General features: G+C 71.2%; 15 protein-coding genes. 11 read left to right on the top strand and 4 right to left on the bottom strand.

What is annotated here, in order from left to right; all coding sequences use genetic code 11:
* Positions 1-155: 155 nt before the first annotated feature.
* Positions 156-881, bottom strand: coding sequence for a 3'-5' exonuclease (locus ACFXDJ_RS16770; RefSeq protein ID WP_384663436.1), 726 nt, complete (start codon positions 879-881; stop codon positions 156-158).
* Between the two features lie 222 nt (positions 882-1,103).
* Between ACFXDJ_RS16770 and ACFXDJ_RS16765 the strand changes: the two genes are divergently transcribed.
* The 3 genes from ACFXDJ_RS16765 to thrS all read left to right on the top strand — a co-directional run bounded on the left by ACFXDJ_RS16765 (position 1,104) and on the right by thrS (position 5,130).
* The gene (locus ACFXDJ_RS16765) at positions 1,104-1,694 is read left to right on the top strand and encodes a DUF4365 domain-containing protein (RefSeq protein WP_384663438.1); all 591 of its coding nucleotides are present in this window, start codon (positions 1,104-1,106) and stop codon (positions 1,692-1,694) included.
* Positions 1,694-2,926, top strand: coding sequence for a hypothetical protein (locus ACFXDJ_RS16760; RefSeq protein WP_384663439.1), 1,233 nt, complete (start codon positions 1,694-1,696; stop codon positions 2,924-2,926). The genes ACFXDJ_RS16765 and ACFXDJ_RS16760 overlap by 1 nt, the downstream gene beginning before the upstream one ends.
* Before the next feature lie 224 nt (positions 2,927-3,150).
* Positions 3,151-5,130, top strand: a complete 1,980-nt coding sequence (thrS, locus tag ACFXDJ_RS16755; protein WP_384663440.1) for a threonine--tRNA ligase — start codon at positions 3,151-3,153, stop codon at positions 5,128-5,130.
* A 38-nt stretch (positions 5,131-5,168) separates the two neighbouring features.
* Here thrS and ACFXDJ_RS16750 read toward each other — a convergent pair whose 3' ends face one another.
* Positions 5,169-5,834 carry a potassium channel family protein gene (locus ACFXDJ_RS16750; protein ID WP_384849347.1) on the bottom strand — a complete coding sequence of 222 codons (666 nt, stop codon included), beginning with the start codon at positions 5,832-5,834 and terminating at the stop codon, positions 5,169-5,171.
* Between the two features lie 67 nt (positions 5,835-5,901).
* Between ACFXDJ_RS16750 and ACFXDJ_RS16745 the strand changes: the two genes are divergently transcribed.
* On the top strand, positions 5,902-6,462 hold the full coding sequence (locus ACFXDJ_RS16745) for an HIT family protein (protein WP_384662275.1): 561 nt from the start codon (positions 5,902-5,904) through the stop codon (positions 6,460-6,462).
* 52 nt (positions 6,463-6,514) lie between these two features.
* Here ACFXDJ_RS16745 and ACFXDJ_RS16740 read toward each other — a convergent pair whose 3' ends face one another.
* Positions 6,515-8,185, bottom strand: coding sequence for a hypothetical protein (locus tag ACFXDJ_RS16740; RefSeq protein ID WP_384662272.1), 1,671 nt, complete (start codon positions 8,183-8,185; stop codon positions 6,515-6,517).
* A 191-nt stretch (positions 8,186-8,376) separates the two neighbouring features.
* The gene (locus tag ACFXDJ_RS16735; protein WP_384849344.1) at positions 8,377-10,572 is read right to left on the bottom strand and encodes an elongation factor G-like protein EF-G2; all 2,196 of its coding nucleotides are present in this window, start codon (positions 10,570-10,572) and stop codon (positions 8,377-8,379) included.
* A 278-nt stretch (positions 10,573-10,850) separates the two neighbouring features.
* Here ACFXDJ_RS16735 and pgsA point away from each other — a divergent pair, with 278 nt between their 5' ends.
* From pgsA to ACFXDJ_RS16700, 7 genes are all read left to right on the top strand, one after another.
* Positions 10,851-11,558 carry a phosphatidylinositol phosphate synthase gene (gene pgsA, locus ACFXDJ_RS16730; protein ID WP_384662265.1) on the top strand — a complete coding sequence of 236 codons (708 nt, stop codon included), beginning with the start codon at positions 10,851-10,853 and terminating at the stop codon, positions 11,556-11,558.
* On the top strand, positions 11,558-12,484 hold the full coding sequence (locus tag ACFXDJ_RS16725; RefSeq protein ID WP_384662262.1) for a phosphatidylinositol mannoside acyltransferase: 927 nt from the start codon (positions 11,558-11,560) through the stop codon (positions 12,482-12,484). The genes pgsA and ACFXDJ_RS16725 overlap by 1 nt, the downstream gene beginning before the upstream one ends.
* Positions 12,481-13,647 (top strand): glycosyltransferase family 4 protein, encoded by a 1,167-nt coding sequence (locus tag ACFXDJ_RS16720; protein WP_384849341.1) that lies wholly within the window; start codon positions 12,481-12,483, stop codon positions 13,645-13,647. Before ACFXDJ_RS16725 ends, ACFXDJ_RS16720 begins: the two co-directional genes overlap by 4 nt.
* A 146-nt stretch (positions 13,648-13,793) precedes the next feature.
* Complete coding sequence (locus tag ACFXDJ_RS16715) at positions 13,794-14,333, top strand: hypothetical protein (protein WP_384663627.1); 540 nt, start codon at positions 13,794-13,796, stop codon at positions 14,331-14,333.
* 140 nt (positions 14,334-14,473) lie between these two features.
* Positions 14,474-15,391 carry a pyridoxal 5'-phosphate synthase lyase subunit PdxS gene (gene pdxS / locus ACFXDJ_RS16710; protein WP_384663629.1) on the top strand — a complete coding sequence of 306 codons (918 nt, stop codon included), beginning with the start codon at positions 14,474-14,476 and terminating at the stop codon, positions 15,389-15,391.
* A gap of 7 nt (positions 15,392-15,398) precedes the next feature.
* Complete coding sequence (gene pdxT, locus ACFXDJ_RS16705; RefSeq protein WP_384663631.1) at positions 15,399-15,992, top strand: pyridoxal 5'-phosphate synthase glutaminase subunit PdxT; 594 nt, start codon at positions 15,399-15,401, stop codon at positions 15,990-15,992.
* 57 nt (positions 15,993-16,049) lie between these two features.
* Positions 16,050-16,802, top strand: a complete 753-nt coding sequence (locus ACFXDJ_RS16700; RefSeq protein ID WP_384663633.1) for a YebC/PmpR family DNA-binding transcriptional regulator — start codon at positions 16,050-16,052, stop codon at positions 16,800-16,802.
* Positions 16,803-16,840: the final 38 nt, after the last annotated feature.

Here is a 16,840-nt window from a genome sequence, read left to right as displayed (position 1 = left end):
TTATTGTGTTTCACAATTTCCCACCCCCGGCGGGGCTCTGTTGTCCCCACACGCTACCCCCCCGGGCCCGGGCCGGCTACTTTTTTTCGGCCCCGCCCCTTCCGCATGTACGGCTCGTACTACGAGACGTACTACGAGCCGTACGAGCACTTCCGCTACGCCGCCTGCGGCAGCTCCGGCCGCAACGGCCAGTGCGGATCCACCGGCTCCGGCGTCCCCTGCCGCGCGAACCAGGCCTGCAACCCCCGCGCCTGCGCCGCGTGCCAGACCTGCTGCAACGTGTGCAGCTCCGCCGGCGACAGCCGCTCCAGCCGCCCCGCGAACCGCCGCCCCACCGCCCGTACGAGCTCCAGCGAGGCCAGCGCGTCCGCCGCCGCGTCGTGCGCGGCCTCCAGCTCTATCCCGTAGTGCGCGCACAGATCCGTCAGCGTCCGCCGCCCCTTGCGATAGCGGTCCAGATGCTTGTCCAGCACCCGCGGATCCAGCACCGTCAGCGGCCGGTTGTCCAGGTACCGCGCCAGCGAAGACGCCCGGTGGCGGCGCAACTCCCGGTCCAGCAGCGTCAGATCGAACGGCGCGTTCATCACCACCACCGGCCGGCCCGCCACCTGCTGCTCCCCGAGCGCACGGGCTATCTCCTCCACCACCGGCGCCGGCCAGCGCCCGTTGCGCTGGAGGTGGTCGTCGGTCAGACCGTGCACTTCCGTGGCCCCCGGAGGTACCGGGACGCCGGGATTGACCAGCCAGCGCGTCGAACGGATCCGGCCGCCCGAGCACTCCTGGACGATGAGCGCGGCGGACACGATCCGGTCCTGCTCCACGTCCACCCCGGTCGTCTCCGTGTCGAATGCGGCCAGCGGGCCCTCGTACCAGCGTGTCATGGCGAACTCCTCGTCACCCGTGGACGGATGGGGCGCATCCGGGCACCGCGCCACAGGACCTGCCACCCTTCCCCGCATCGGTTGTACCCGGGCTCTTTGCCGCGTACGCCGTTTGCGCCACGCCGACTGCGGAGACAACTCCAGTGGGGGACCGCACACATGACCGGTCGTCACCCCACCGAACCCCTCGCAGAAGAGCCCGGAAGGCATGGGGAGCCGGCCATGGCGCTCGCGCAGCCCGAACCGGGCGGGGTGCTCGCCGGCCAGATCGATCCGCGGACCGACCCGCGGACCGGACCGCTGCGCGGCACACTCGCCACCACCGCCTGCATGGAGACCTTCCAGGTGGGATACCTGCACGCCGTCGCCGCCGCGGCCGGCTGCTCGCTCTCCCAGCCCTTTCCCGACAGCGGCATCGACTGGCACGTCAGCCACGGAGCACCCGAGCACGTCGTCGACGACGAGGTGACCATCAAGGTGCAGCTGAAGGCGACCTACCAGATACCGGCCAGACCGGCCGGGCCCACCTTCGGCTTCACCCTCGACAACGAGCACCTGGTCAAGCTCGCCCGCAGCCCGGTCGCCGTGCACAAGATCCTCGTCGTGATGCTCGTACCGCGGGAACGCGACCAATGGCTCAGCGCCGGACACGACCGGCTCGACCTGCGGCACTGCTGCTACTGGACCAATCTCGCCGGACACCCCGTGACCGGCCGGCGCCGGACCACCGTACGGATCCCCACCACGCGGATCTTCGACGACCGGGCGCTCTGCGAGATCATGACCCGGGTCGGGTCGGGAGGGACACCCTGATGAACTGGCAGTCACCGCACCTGGAGCCGTTCCCGCTCCCGCTCCCGTCCTCGTCGCCGGAGTTCGGCGCCGCCGCACCCGACCCCGCGCAGGTCGATCCGCTCGTGCTCGGCGCCCTGCTGCACCGGCACGGCTGGCTGCGCCGCGGCGGCGCGGCCGGACGGTACGGGCGCTGGACCCCGCCGGCCACCCACGGGGCGGGCAGCCGCGGCACCAGCCTCCTCGTCCCCGAGAGCCGCGCCTTCCCGGACTGCGCCGACCTCCTCGAAGAGGCCCTCACCGCCCTCTCGCACAGCGCGCTGCCCTCGGCGCGCGAGGTGCTCTACGGGCTCACCGTGCCGAGCGACGAGATCCGCTGGGACCGAGAGATCCCGCAAGGGGCGTACGGGCTCCAGGGCGAGGCCGACTGGACCCTCCAGGAACAGCTGCGCTCGGCAGCCCGCCAGCTGCTCCTCGCCGGGGCACTGGCCGACCGGGCCCGGGCCGGGTACTACGGCGCCCGGCACCGGGGGCAGGCGGAGCGGGCGCTGGACGGGGTGCTGGTCGGACCGGCCCCCGGCGGGCGGCGGCTCACCGCGTACGTCCCCGTCGACGGGGGCCGCGGCACCATGACCCGGCTCCACCACGCCCTGCACGCGGCCCGCGAAGCCGTGGACTACCAGCGGGCCACCGGCGGCATGGAAGCCTTCGACGCGGCGGTCGAAGCCGGGGTCAGCCGGGAACTGGCCGAAGCGCTCATCGCGCTGGTCCGCGGCTCCGAGGGGGCCCGGGTCGCCCTCGCGTGGGCCCCGGCGGCAGGGGTCCCGGCGGGCTGCGCGGCGCGTCCCGAGCCGGTGGAGTTCTCGCCCGGGGACCTCCCGGTGCTCCGGGAGGCGGCCGCGCGCTACACCCGGGACGAGCCGGCGGTCCCCGTCCGGGTGGCGGGCGCGGTGGTCCGGATGCGGCGCTCGGCCCCCGGGGGCGGGGGCACGGTCCGGCTGAGGGTCCTCGCCGGGGCGGAGATCCCGTACATCCGGGTGGTGCTCGACGAGGAGTCGTACCGGGTGGCGGGCCACGCGCACCTGGTGGGGCTGCCGATCCGGGTGAGCGGTCGCTTGCAGCGGCGGGGCGGGTTCCGTCGGCTGACGGACGCCGCGGACGTGCGTCCGGTCCCCCTGGACGAGGTCGAGCGGGACCGCCTGATGAAGTCCCTGGACGGGGACGACACCCTCGTCCTCCCGTCGGACGACTGACCCGTCCCTGCGGGGCTCGTCCCCTACCCACCCGTCCACCGTTCCCCGGGCAAATTCAGCCTCGCCGGCGTTTGAGGCGCGGGGTCCGGGGCGGAGCCCCGGGAGCGGCGCCGCACGGGGGGGTGGGCCCGGCCGGAACAACCGTTTAGCGGCGCAGCCACTCCGCTCGGTACGATTCAGGCGCGCGGTATCCGCTCGCGCACCCCCCTGAGTCAGGAGAGACCGTGTCAGACGTCCGTGTGATCATCCAACGCGATTCCGAGCTGGACGAGCGCGTGGTGGCCACGGGCACTACGGCGGCGGAGCTCTTCGCCGGCGAGCGCACCATCGTCGCCGCGCGCATCGCCGATGAACTGAAGGACCTCTCCTACGAGCTGCGGGACGGCGAGACCGTCGAGCCGGTGGAGATCTCCTCCGAGGACGGCCTCAACATCCTGCGCCACTCGACCGCGCACGTCATGGCGCAGGCCGTGCAGGAGCTCTTCCCCGAGGCCAAGCTGGGCATCGGCCCGCCGGTCCGGGACGGCTTCTACTACGACTTCGACGTGGCGAAGCCCTTCACCCCCGATGACCTCAAGGCCGTCGAGAAGAAGATGCAGGAGATCCAGAAGCGCGGCCAGCGCTTCGCCCGCCGCGTGGTCACCGACGAGGCGGCCCGCGAGGAGCTCGCGGCCGAGCCGTACAAGCTGGAGCTCATCGGCCTCAAGGGCTCCGCGGCGACCTCGGACGACGGCGCGAACGTCGAGGTGGGCGGCGGCGAGCTGACCATCTACGACAACATCGACGCGAAGAGCGGCGACGTCTGCTGGTCCGACCTGTGCCGCGGCCCGCACCTGCCCACCACCCGCAACATCCCCGCGTTCAAGCTCATGCGCAACGCCGCCGCCTACTGGCGCGGCAGCGAGAAGAACCCGATGCTCCAGCGCATCTACGGCACCGCGTGGCCGTCGAAGGAGGAGCTGAAGGCCCACCTCGACTTCCTCGTGGAGGCCGAGAAGCGCGACCACCGCAAGCTGGGCGTCGAGCTCGACCTGTTCTCCGTACAGGACGAGATCGGCTCCGGCCTGGCCGTCTTCCACCCGCGCGGTGGCGTCATCCGCCGCACCATGGAGGACTACTCGCGCAAGCGGCACGAGGAAGAGGGCTACGAGTTCGTCTACACCCCGCACGCCACCAAGGGCACCCTCTTCGAGAAGAGCGGCCACCTGGACTGGTACGCGGAGGGCATGTACCCCCCCATGCAGCTCGACGGTGGTACCGACTACTACCTCAAGCCCATGAACTGCCCGATGCACAACCTGATCTTCGACGCGCGCGGCCGCTCCTACCGCGAGCTCCCCCTGAGGTTGTTCGAGTTCGGCACCGTGTACCGGTACGAGAAGTCCGGCGTGGTGCACGGCCTGACCCGCTCGCGCGGTTTCACCCAGGACGACGCGCACATCTACTGCACCAAGGAGCAGATGGCGGAGGAGCTCGACCGCACGCTCACCTTCGTGCTGAACCTGCTCCGTGACTACGGTCTGACCGACTTCTACCTGGAGCTGTCGACCAAGGACCCGGAGAAGTTCGTCGGCAGCGACGAGATCTGGGAGGAAGCCACTGCGACCCTCCAGCAGGTGGCCGAGAAGCAGGGCCTCCCGCTGGTCCCGGACCCGGGCGGCGCCGCGTTCTACGGCCCGAAGATCTCGGTCCAGTGCCGCGACGCGATCGGCCGCACCTGGCAGATGTCGACCGTGCAGCTCGACTTCAACCTGCCGGAGCGCTTCAACCTGGAGTACACCGGCCCCGACGGCACCAAGCAGCGGCCGGTCATGATCCACCGCGCGCTGTTCGGTTCCATCGAGCGCTTCTTCGCCGTGCTGCTGGAGCACTACGCGGGCGTCATGCCGCCGTGGCTCGCCCCGGTCCAGGCGGTCGGCATCCCGATCGGCGACTCGCACATCGAGTACCTCCAGGAGTTCGCCGCCGAGGCGAAGAAGAAGGGCCTGCGGGTCGAGGTCGACGCGTCCTCCGACCGGATGCAGAAGAAGATCCGCAACCAGCAGAAGCTCAAGGTCCCGTTCATGATCATCGTCGGTGACGAGGACATGGCCGCGGGCACCGTCTCCTTCCGCTACCGCGACGGTTCGCAGGAGAACGGCGTGGCGAAGGACGAGGCCCTGGCCAAGCTGGTCAAGGTCGTCCAGGACCGCGTCCAGGTCTGAGCGGCGTAGAGCGTCACGAGAGCGAGCCTCCGGGGGCTTCAGTTCCCCGGAGGCTCGCTCTCGTCCTCCCGCCGGAAGACCTGGAGCATCCAGGACGAGAACGAGCCCGTCACCGCGCCCAGCAGCGCCAGCCCGCACGCCATCAGGCCCGCCGCGATGGTCCGGCCCGCCGGGGTCACCGGGGCCATGTCCCCGTAGCCGACCGTCGTCAGGGTCTCGCACACCCACCAGACCGCGTCACCGAAGGTGTGGATCGTGCCGCCCGGGGCGCTGCGCTCGAAGTGGTAGACGCCGAGCGCTCCCGCGAAGCCGAGCAGACCGGCCGACAGGCCGGCGTACGTCATCACGCGCGCGTACAGCCCGAGGCGCGGGCGGTCGCTCCTGGCCTGCAGCGCGGTGTTGACCTTGACCATGCGCAGCGGCCGCAGCATCGGCAGCACCACGACCAGCGTGTCCAGCCAGTGCACGCGGACGAAGCGCAGGGGCCGCATGCCGCTCAGGGCCAGGCGGGCCACGTAGTCCACGATGAAGCAGAGCCAGGTCAGCGCGACGAGGAGGAGGCCGATGTCCCGCCACAGCGGGTGGGTCCGGTCGGCGAGCACGGCTACGGCGTAGCCGGCGAGGAAGATCAGCGAGGCGTAGAACAGCGGCAGTTCGGTCCGGCGTTCCCAGGCCTTGTCACGGGTCTCGGATGCATCGTGCATGGGGTCAGCATCGCGGCCCCGGCGCTCGTCTTCGCCCCGGCGACACGCCGCGTGGGGGCAAGGTCATATGCTGCATCCCATGACGATTGAGCCGGAGCAGCAGATCGGTGTGGGCACGCAGGACGCGTTCCAGCGTCTGTGGACGCCCCACCGGATGGCCTACATCCAGGGGGAGAACAAGCCGACCGGGCCGGAGGCCGGGGACGGCTGTCCCTTCTGCGGGATTCCGGACATGTCCGACCAGGACGGCCTGGTCGTGGCGCGGGGCAAGCACGTCTACGCCGTGCTGAACCTGTACCCGTACAACGGCGGCCACCTCATGGTCGTGCCGTACCGGCACGTCGCCGATTACACGGACCTGGACGCAGCCGAGACCCTTGAGCTCGCGGACCTCACGAAGCGGGCGATGATCGCGCTGCGGAAGGCCTCCGGGGCGCACGGGTTCAACATCGGCATGAACCAGGGCCAGGCCGCGGGCGCCGGGATCGCCGCGCACCTGCACCAGCACATCGTGCCCCGCTGGGGCGGGGACACGAACTTCATGCCGGTCGTGGGCCACACCAAGGTGCTGCCCCAACTCCTCGCGGACACCCGCCAGATGCTCGCGGACGCCTGGCCGGTCGACTAGTCGGTCCGCTGGCCGGCGGGGCCGGCGCCCGGCTGTCGCCGGGCGCCGCGCCCTACGCGTCGTAGACGTCCGCCTTGCGCGGTGCCGCGTCCTGGATCAGGCCGCTGACGATCGACGAGCGGTTGGTGAAGCGCTCGGTGTCCACGCCGTTCTCGTCCAGGACCCGCATCGCGGCGGCGTGCACCGCCCGCAGGACGGGGGTCGCTGCGCGCATCGCGTCGTCCGCCATGAAGCGGTGCCGCCACGGCTGGTCGGCCCAAACGTGGCGGACTCCGAAGGGTTCGGGCAGCACGAGCTTGCCGCCCAGGAAGTCCAGGAGCGGCGGGTACCAGGTGAACGGGGCGCGCACGGTGAGGCGCACGACCTCGTTCGTGTCGACCAGGGGCAGCGGGCGCTCCACCATCTCCCAGAACCGTACGGACTTGGGGACCTCGACCACGGGGGGCTTGGATTTGGTGGTGAACAGGCCGTTCAACGGGCCGAGCGCGTGGCCCGTGACCTCCACGCGCAGGGTCTTGTAGAGCACGGTGACCGTGACCAGCATGGTGATGACGAGCTGGCCGTCCCAGAGCGGGTACTGGATGCCGAGGTAGTGCCGGTTGCCGCCGCTGAACTGCTGCTCGTTGCAGATCCGGGTGATCTCGTGCGGCTTGATCAGGAAGGTGTCCACGTCCGCGCCGGTGGGGCGGGTGACCTCCTTGGCGCCTTCGCCCACCGGAGTCACGATCCAGTGCATGATCGAGGCGGGCGGCAGGCCCCCGGTGTGCAGGGGACCGCGCTCCAGCTTGCGCAGCTGGGTGTCGATCGCGCGTATGACGTCCCAGCTGCGGAAGGGGTGGATCTCGGCGCCCTCGGTCTTGGGGGTCAGCTCCTCGGCCATCTGCCAGCTGCCCCAGCGGGTACCCATGCCGAGTATGCCCTTGGGGCCGGCGTAGAAGACGGAGTTGCTGCGGTCCTCGGCGGTGAGCTTGGCGAGGGAGTGGCGCAGGTCCTCGCGGGCCTTCTCGTCGGGGTTGCCGGGGACGGCTTCGGGGATCTTGGCGGCGACCCCGCCGCCGCCGGCCAGCAGCCCGTCCCAGCGGGAGCGCAGGTCCTCGGCGGTGGCCTCGCAGAGCCGGCGGGCGAAGAACCAGCCGAGGGCGGGGGCGATGACCATGGCACGGACGTAGAGGCCGAGGGCGCCGGTCAGCGGCAGCCGGAACATGAGGACGGCGACCACGAGGCCGACGCCGGCGAGGAGCGCGGTGCCCATCCAGGAGGCGCGCTTGGCGTCCGAGGCGGCCAGGGCCCGGCGGCCCCAGAAGAGGCCGAGCCACAGGAGCAGGCCGGGGAGGAACACGACCCCGCAGACGAGCATGATCCAGCGGAGCTTGCGGTCGCGTTCCTTGCGGATGCGGGAGGCGGCCAGGCAGTGCTCCACGACGGTCTGCGGGTCGGCGCCGAAGGACTGGATGAGCGGTTTGCGGGTCGGCGGGATCGTGCGCGCCTCCACGGCGCGGCAGAAGGCCTCACCGAGGTTGGGTTCGAGGAGGGAGATCTTGCCGGGCTTGACGACCGACTCGTGGTACTCGTTGTTGGCGCCGAGTATGACGTCCAGTTTGGTGTCGCGTCCGCCGTCCCGGTAGGCGGCGGAGGAGAGGGCGTTGGTCGCCGCGGTCTGTCCGCTGCCGCCCTGGAGCGGGATCTGTGCCCCGGGCCTGAAGTCGAATCCGTCGTCCGCCACCGTTGCCCCCATCGCTGTGCGTCTTGCTCGTGTGCGGGGCCCGCCCGCCTGCCTGCCGGCTCGCTTGCGTGATGTATCAGCTCTACCCGTTCCACCCCGCCGACGAGCCTATCGGCGGATTCCTCCCCTTGGTGATGGGACAGGCAAATGCCGCCCACCGCAAGCGGGTTGGGTGGGCGGCTCGGGTGGCGCTATGTCAACTGGCTTCCCTTCTCTGCCTGTTCGCGTAGCTTGTCCGCCAGCTGTGGCGGCATCGGCTCGTGGCGCGCGTACGTACGGCTGAACCGTCCGGTGCCGTGCGATACGGAACGCAGTTCGACCGCGTAGCGGCCGATCTCGATCTCGGGGATCTCCGCGAGGACGCGGCTGCGGCCCGGGGCGGCCCGGTCGGTGCCGACGACCCGGCCGCGGCGGCCCGCGAGGTCGTTCATGACGGGGCCGACGTACTCGTCCGGGACCAGGACGGCGACCTCGGCGACCGGTTCGAGGAGGTGGATGGCGGCCCCGGCGGCGGCTTCGCGCAGGGCGAGGGCGCCGGCGGTCTGGAAGGCGGCGTCGGAGGAGTCCACCGAGTGGGCCTTGCCGTCGAGGAGGGTGATGCGTACGTCGACCAGCGGGTAGCCGGCCGCGACCCCCCGGGCGGCCTGCGCCCGGACGCCCTTCTCCACGGAGGGGATGAACTGGCGTGGGACGGCTCCGCCGACGACCTTGTCGACGAACTCGACGCCGCTGCCGGGCGGCAGCGGATCGACCTGGATCTCGCAGATGGCGAACTGGCCGTGGCCGCCGGACTGCTTGACGTGGCGGCCGCGGCCGGAGGCCTGGGCGCCGAAGGTCTCGCGGAGGCTGACCTTGTGGGGGACGGGGTCAACCTGGACCCCGTAGCGGGTGCGCAGTCGTTCGAGGGCGAGGTCCTGGTGGGCTTCGCCAAGGGACCACAGGACGAGCTGGTGGGTGTGCGGGTTCTGTTCGAGCCGCATGGTGGGGTCTTCGGCGACGAGCCGGGCCAGGCCCTGGGAGAGCTTGTCCTCGTCGGCCTTGCTGTGGGCCTCGATGGCGAGGGGGAGCAGCGGGTCGGGCATGGACCAGGCCTCCATGAGGAGGGGCTGGTCCTTGGCGGAGAGGGTGTCGCCGGTCTCGGCGCGGGTGAGTTTGGCCACGCAGGCCAGGTCGCCGGCGATGCAGTGGGTGAGGGTGCGCTGCTGTTTGCCGAAGGGGGAGGTGAGGGCGCCGACGCGTTCGTCGGCCGCGTGGAGGCCGGCGTGGCCGCTGACGTGGACGGTTTCGTCGGGGCGCAGGGTGCCGGAGAAGACCCGGACGAGGGAGACGCGGCCGACGTAGGGGTCGGAGGAGGTCTTGACGACCTCGGCGAGCAGCGGGCCCGAGGGGTCGCAGGTCACGGCGGGACGGGTGGCGCCGTCGGGGGCGGTGACGGCGACGGGGGCGCGTTCCAGGGGGGTGGGGAAGCCGCCGGTGATCAGTTCGAGGAGTTCCACGGTGCCGAGGCCCTTGCGGGCGCCCTCGGCGGCGGGGGCGGCCATCAGGACGGGGTGGAAGGTGCCGCGGGCGACGGCGCGCTCCAGGTCGTCCACGAGGGTCTTGAGGTCGATGTCCTCGCCGGCCAGGTACCGGTCCATGAGGGTCTCGTCCTCGCTCTCGGCGATGATCCCCTCGATCAGGCGGGCGCGGGCGTCGGTGATGAGGGCCAGCTCGGCGGGGTCCGGATCGCGTTCGACGCGGTCCCCGGAGGTGTAGTCGTAGACCCGCTGCGAGAGCAGGCCGAGCAGCCCGGCCACCGGGGCGTGGCCGTCGTGGCCGGCGGGTCCGTGGAGGGGCAGGTAGAGGGGGCGGACGGCGTCGGGGTCGTCGGCGCCGAAGGCGTCCCCGCAGACGTCGGTCATCTGGCCGTAGTCGGCGCGGGCCGCTTCGAGGTGGGTGACGACGATGGCGCGGGGCATCCCGACGGCGGCGCACTCATCCCAGACCATCCGGGTGGCGCCGGAGAGCCCGTCGCCGTCCTCGGCGGCCGAGACGACGAAGAGGGCGGCGTCGGCGGCGCGCAGACCGGCCCTGAGCTCTCCGACGAAGTCGGCGTACCCGGGGGTGTCGAGGATGTTGATCTTGATTCCGGCCCACTCGACGGGGACCAGGGAGAGCTGTACGGAGCGCTGGCGCCGGTGCTCGATCTCGTCGTAGTCGGAGACGGTGGCCCCGTCCTCGACGCGGCCGGCGCGGTTCACGGCCCCCGCGGTCAGGGCCAGGGCTTCGACCAGGGTGGTCTTTCCGGATCCGCTGTGGCCGACCAGCACGACGTTCCTTACGGAAGCGGGGCGGTCGGCCGTCGGTGCCGTGCCGGCGGCTCCGGCTTGGTGTGATGTGGCTCCCATGATGCTCGTGCCTCCCGGTTGGAGAGGAAATGGGCTCCTTCGAGCTTTGCACTGCCGTCACACCCCGTCCATACGTCGTACCGGAGCCGCTCGCCTGGACGTGCCGGAGGAGCGCCGGAGGGATGCCGGGGGAGCGGCGCGGGAGCGCCGATGGCGGAAGAACGCCTTCCGCGGGGCGAACCGGTGGGTGCGCGGCGCTGACGGGCCGGGGCGCTGGCTACGATGGGCCAGCCGGTGGCCGTGGTGGCCGTGCGGCCCAGCGACCCTCCGGGAAGGCCATGCTGAACAAGTACGCGCGTGCATTCTTCACGCGTGTTCTCACGCCATTCGCCGCTTTTCTGCTCCGGCTGGGAGTGAGTCCCGACGCGGTCACCCTCATCGGCACGGCCGGAGTGGTGGCGGGAGCACTGGTCTTCTTCCCCATGGGCGAGTTCTTCTGGGGCACGATCACCATCACGCTCTTCGTCTTCTCCGACCTGGTGGACGGGAACATGGCCCGCCAGGCCGGGTCGTCGAGCCGGTGGGGCGCGTTCCTCGACTCCACGCTCGACCGGGTCGCGGACGCGGCGATCTTCGGCGGGCTCGCGCTCTGGTACGCGGGCTCCGGGGACAACAACGCCCTCTGCGCGGTCGCGATCTTCTGCCTGGCCAGCGGGCAGGTGGTCTCGTACACCAAGGCGCGCGGTGAATCGATCGGGCTGCCGGTGGCCGTCAACGGGCTCATCGAGCGCGCCGAACGGCTGGTGATCACGCTGGTCGCGGCCGGTCTGTCCGGGCTGGAGACCTTCGGGGTGCCCTCGTGGATCGGCGTACTGCTGCCGATCGCGCTGTGGGTCGTCGCGGCGGGCTCGCTCGTGACGCTGATCCAGCGGGTGGTCACCGTACGGCGCGAGTCGGCGGAGGCCGACGCGGCCGCTGCCGCCGCCGCTGCCTCCCCTCCCGTCTCTCCCACCCCTCCCGCCTCTCCCGAAAGCGGTACGGCCTGATGGGCAAGGCGCAGGACAAGCTGGTCGACGGGCTCTACGGGCTCGGCTGGGCCGGGGTCAAGAAGCTGCCCGAGCCCGCGGCGGCGGCCCTCGGCCGCCGGATCGCGGACTTCGCCTGGAAGCGGCGCGGCAAGAGCGTGCTGCGGCTGGAGTCGAATCTGGCCAGAGTGGTGCCGGACGCGACGCCGGAGCGGCTGCGCGAGCTGTCGCAGGCGGGCATGCGCTCGTACATGCGGTACTGGATGGAATCCTTCCGGCTGCCGACCATGGCCAAGGAACGGTTCAGCACCGACGTGGACATGAAGGACGACCACATCCTGCGCGAGGCCCTGGCCTCCGGGCGCGGAGTCGTGGTCGCCCTGCCCCACCTGGCCAACTGGGACCTCGCCGGCGCCTGGGCCGTCACCCACATCGGAGTCCCGTTCACCACGGTCGCCGAGCGGCTCAAGCCGGAGACCCTCTACGACCGCTTCGTCGCCTACCGCGAGAGCCTGGGCATGGAGGTGCTCCCGCACAGCGGCGGCGCCGCCTTCGGCACGCTCGCGCGCCGGCTGCGCTCGGGCGGGCTGGTCTGCCTGGTCGCCGACCGCGACCTGTCGGCGTCCGGGGTGGAAGTGGACTTCTTCGGCTCCGCGGCGCGCATGCCGGCCGGACCCGCACTGCTGGCCCAGCAGACCGGCGCGGTACTGCTGCCCGCCACGCTGTACTACGGCGGGACGCCCCAGATGTACGGCCGCATCCACTCCCCGGTGGACGTGCCCGAGCGGGGTACCCGGCAGGAGAAGACCGCCGCCATGACGCAGGCCCTCGCCGACGCCTTCGCGCAGGGGATCGCCGAGCACCCGGAGGACTGGCACATGCTGCAGCGGCTGTGGATCGACGACCTGGAGCCCCAGGGCCCCCAGGACGAGGAGCGCTCCGCGTGAAGATCGGCATCGTCTGCCCGTACTCGTGGGACGTGCCGGGCGGAGTCCAGTTCCACATCCGTGACCTGGCGGAACACCTGATCCGCCTCGGCCACGAGGTGTCGGTCCTGGCCCCGGCCGACGACGAGACCCCGCTGCCCGCGTACGTGGTCTCGGCGGGCCGGGCGGTACCGGTGCCCTACAACGGCTCGGTCGCACGCCTCAACTTCGGCTTCCTGTCGGCCGCGCGGGTGAGGCGCTGGCTGCACGAGGGGGCCTTCGACGTGGTCCACATCCACGAGCCGACCGCACCCTCCCTGGGCCTGCTGACCTGCTGGGCGGCGCAGGGCCCGGTCGTCGCCACCTTCCACACCTCCAACCCGCGCTCGCGGGCCATGCTGGCCGCGTACCCGATCCTCCAGCCGGCGCTGGAGAAGATCAGCGCGCGGATCGCGGTGAGCGAGTACGCGCGGCGCACGCTCGTGGAGCACCTCGGCGGCGACGCGGTGGTCATCCCCAACGGCGTGGACGTGGACTTCTTCGCCAAGGCCGACCCGAATCCCGCCTGGTCCGGCCAGACCCTCGGTTTCATCGGCCGCATCGACGAGCCGCGCAAGGGCCTGCCCGTCCTGATGGCGGCCTTCCCCCGCATCGTGGCCGCGTGCCCGGACGTACGCCTCCTCGTGGCGGGCCGCGGCGACGAGGAGGAGGCGGTGGCCTCCCTCCCGCCCGAGCTCCGCTCCCGCGTCGAGTTCCTGGGCATGGTCTCGGACGAGGACAAGGCGAGCCTGCTGCGCAGCGTCGACGTGTATGTGGCCCCGAACACGGGCGGCGAGAGCTTCGGCATCATCCTCGTCGAGGCCCTGTCGGCGGGAGCGGCGGTCCTGGCCGCCGACCTGGACGCCTTCGCGCAGGTCCTGGACCAGGGCGGCGCGGGCGAACTCTTCTCGAACGAGGACCCCGAGTCCCTGGCGGAATCGGCGATCGCCCTGCTGCGCGACCCCGCGCGCCGCGCCGGCCTCAGCGCCCGCGGCTCCGCGCACGTACGCCGCTTCGACTGGTCGACGGTCGGCGCGGACATCCTGGCCGTCTACGAAACGGTGACGGACGGCGCGACCGCCGCCGTCGCCACGGACGAGCGGGTCCCGCTGCGGACCCGGCTGGGCCTCTCGCGGGACGTGTAGCCCCGCCGGCGTTTGAGGCGCGGGGTCTGGGGCGGAGCCCCAGGGAACGGTGGAAGGGCGGGTAGGGGACAGCCCCGCAGGGCCGCGCACCCGCACCCGCCCACCGGCCCTCGCGAGCGGCGCGTCGAAAGGTAGAGTCGCCGCCCGTGATCGAAACCCTTGTCTGGATTGCCCTGGCGCTCGGCGTCATCGGGGTCTACCTCAGCTGGACCGCCGGCCGGCTCGACCGGCTGCACTCGCGGATGGACGCCGCCCGGGCCGCGCTCGACGCCCAGCTCGTCAGGCGGGCCTCCGTGGTGGTGGAGGTGGCCGCCTCCGGAGTCCTCGACCCCGCTTCCTCCATCGTGCTGTACGAGGCCGCGCACGCGGCCCGGCAGGCCGAGGAGGAGCACCGGGAGGTCGCCGAGAGCGAGCTGAGCCAGGCGCTGCGCGCGGTGTTCGCCGATGCGGGCCAGGTGGACGCCCTGAAGGCGGCCCCGGGCGGGGTGGAGGCGGCCGAGGAGCTCGCGGCGGCGGTCCGCCGGGTGCCCATGGCGCGGCGGTTCCACAACGACGCCGTACGCGCGGCCCGCGCCCTGCGCCGCCACCGCAAGGTCCGCTGGTTCCGGCTGGCGGGCCACGCGCCCTTCCCGTTGGCCTTCGAGATGGACGACGAGCCTCCGGTGGATCTGGCGGAACGGCCGTAACTTGTACCCAATGGCCAAATCGCGAAGAGCCACCGGCTGCACATTGGCCCTTGCAGTGGACTGGTCGAGAGGGTTTCCTCGGTCGAGTACCACCAGGCCGCCAGTACCACCTGAATCTTCCTTTCGAGTGAGGTCAATCCGTGAGCACGCTTTCTTCCAACCCGCAGTCCGCTGAGTCGGCGATCGGCACCTCCCGCGTCAAGCGCGGCATGGCCGAGCAGCTCAAGGGCGGCGTGATCATGGACGTGGTCAACGCCGAGCAGGCGAAGATCGCCGAGGACGCCGGCGCCGTGGCCGTCATGGCCCTGGAGCGGGTCCCCGCCGACATCCGCAAGGACGGCGGCGTCGCCCGGATGTCCGACCCCAACATGATCGAAGAGATCATCGAGGCCGTCTCGATCCCGGTCATGGCGAAGTCGCGCATCGGCCACTTCGTCGAGGCCCAGGTCCTGCAGTCCCTCGGCGTCGACTACATCGACGAGTCCGAGGTCCTGACCCCGGCCGACGAGGTCAACCACTCCGACAAGTGGGCGTTCACCACCCCCTTCGTCTGCGGTGCCACCAACCTGGGCGAGGCCCTGCGCCGCATCGCCGAGGGTGCGGCCATGATCCGCTCGAAGGGCGAGGCCGGTACCGGCAACGTCGTCGAGGCCGTCCGCCACCTGCGCCAGATCAAGAACGAGATCGCCCGCCTGCGCGGCTACGACAACAACGAGCTGTTCGCCGCCGCCAAGGAGCTGCGCGCGCCGTACGAGCTGGTCAAGGAAGTTGCCGAGCTCGGCAAGCTCCCGGTCGTGCTGTTCTCCGCCGGTGGCGTCGCCACCCCGGCCGACGCCGCGCTGATGCGCCAGCTCGGTGCCGAGGGCGTCTTCGTCGGCTCCGGCATCTTCAAGTCGGGCGACCCGGCCAAGCGCGCCGCCGCCATCGTGAAGGCCACCACCTTCTACGACGACCCGAAGATCATCGCGGACGCCTCCCGCAACCTGGGCGAGGCCATGGTCGGCATCAACTGCGACACCCTCCCCGAGTCCGAGCGCTACGCCAACCGCGGCTGGTAATCACCTCATGACGAACACCCCCGTGATCGGTGTCCTGGCTCTCCAGGGCGATGTACGGGAGCACCTGATCGCCCTGGCCTCGGCTGACGCCGTGGCCAGGCCGGTCCGGCGTCCCGAGGAGCTCGCCGAGGTCGACGCCCTGGTGATCCCCGGCGGCGAGTCCACGACGATGTCGAAGCTCGCCGTGCTGTTCGGCATGCTGGAGCCGCTGCGCGAGCGCGTGCGGGCCGGGATGCCGGTCTACGGCACCTGCGCCGGCATGATCATGCTCGCGGACAAGCTCCTGGACGGCCGTGATGACCAGGAGACCCTGGGCGGCATCGACATGATCGTGCGCCGCAACGCCTTCGGCCGGCAGAACGAGTCCTTCGAGGCCCAGGTCGACTTCGCGGGCATAGAGGGCGGCCCCGTCGAGGGCGTCTTCATCCGCGCTCCCTGGGTCGAGTCCGTCGGCGCCGCCGCCGAGGTGCTCGCCACGTACGACGGCCACACCGTCGCCGTGCGCCAGGGCAACGTGCTCGCCACCTCGTTCCACCCCGAGCTGACGGGTGACGACCGGGTCCACGCGTACTTCGTCGACATGGTGCGCGCGGGGCTGTAACGGCGTCCCGGTAGGATCTGAGGCGAACATTGTTGGTGACGCGAAGGAGACAGGCAGATGTCCGGCCACTCTAAATGGGCTACGACGAAGCACAAGAAGGCCGTGGTTGACGCCAAGCGCGGCAAGCTCTTCGCGAAGCTGATCAAGAACATCGAGGTCGCGGCCCGTATGGGCGGCGCCGACATCGATGGCAACCCGACCCTCTTCGACGCCATCCAGAAGGCCAAGAAGAGCTCGGTTCCGAACAAGAACATCGACTCCGCGGTCAAGCGCGGCGGCGGTCTCGAAGCCGGCGGCGCCGACTACGAGACGATCATGTACGAAGGCTACGGCCCCAACGGCGTCGCGGTGCTCATCGAGTGCCTCACCGACAACCGCAACCGTGCCGCGTCCGACGTACGGGTCGCCATGACCCGCAACGGCGGTTCGATGGCCGACCCGGGCTCGGTCTCGTACCTGTTCAACCGCAAGGGCGTCGTGCTGCTGCCCAAGGGCGAGCTCTCCGAGGACGACGTCCTGGAGACGGTGCTCGAAGCGGGTGCCGAAGAAGTCAACGACCTCGGCGACCAGTTCGAGATCATCAGCGAGGCCACCGACATGGTCGCGGTCCGTACCGCGCTCCAGACCGCCGGCATCGACTACGACTCGGCCGACTCCAACTTCCTGCCGACCATGCAGGTCGAGCTGGACGAAGAGGGCGCGCGCAAGATCTTCAAGCTGATCGACGCGCTGGAGGACAGCGACGACGTGCAGAACGTCTTCGCCAACTTCGACGTCTCGGACGAGGTCATGGCGGTGGTGGACGCCTGACCGGCGTACACCGCGCACAGCACCCGGCCGCGGGCCGA

The sequence above is a fragment of the Streptomyces sp. NPDC059443 genome (genome assembly GCF_042750105.1).
Lineage (GTDB): Bacteria > Actinomycetota > Actinomycetes > Streptomycetales > Streptomycetaceae > Streptomyces.
Note: the sequence above shows the minus strand (reverse complement) of the source record. Positions and strands in the feature narration are given on the sequence as shown.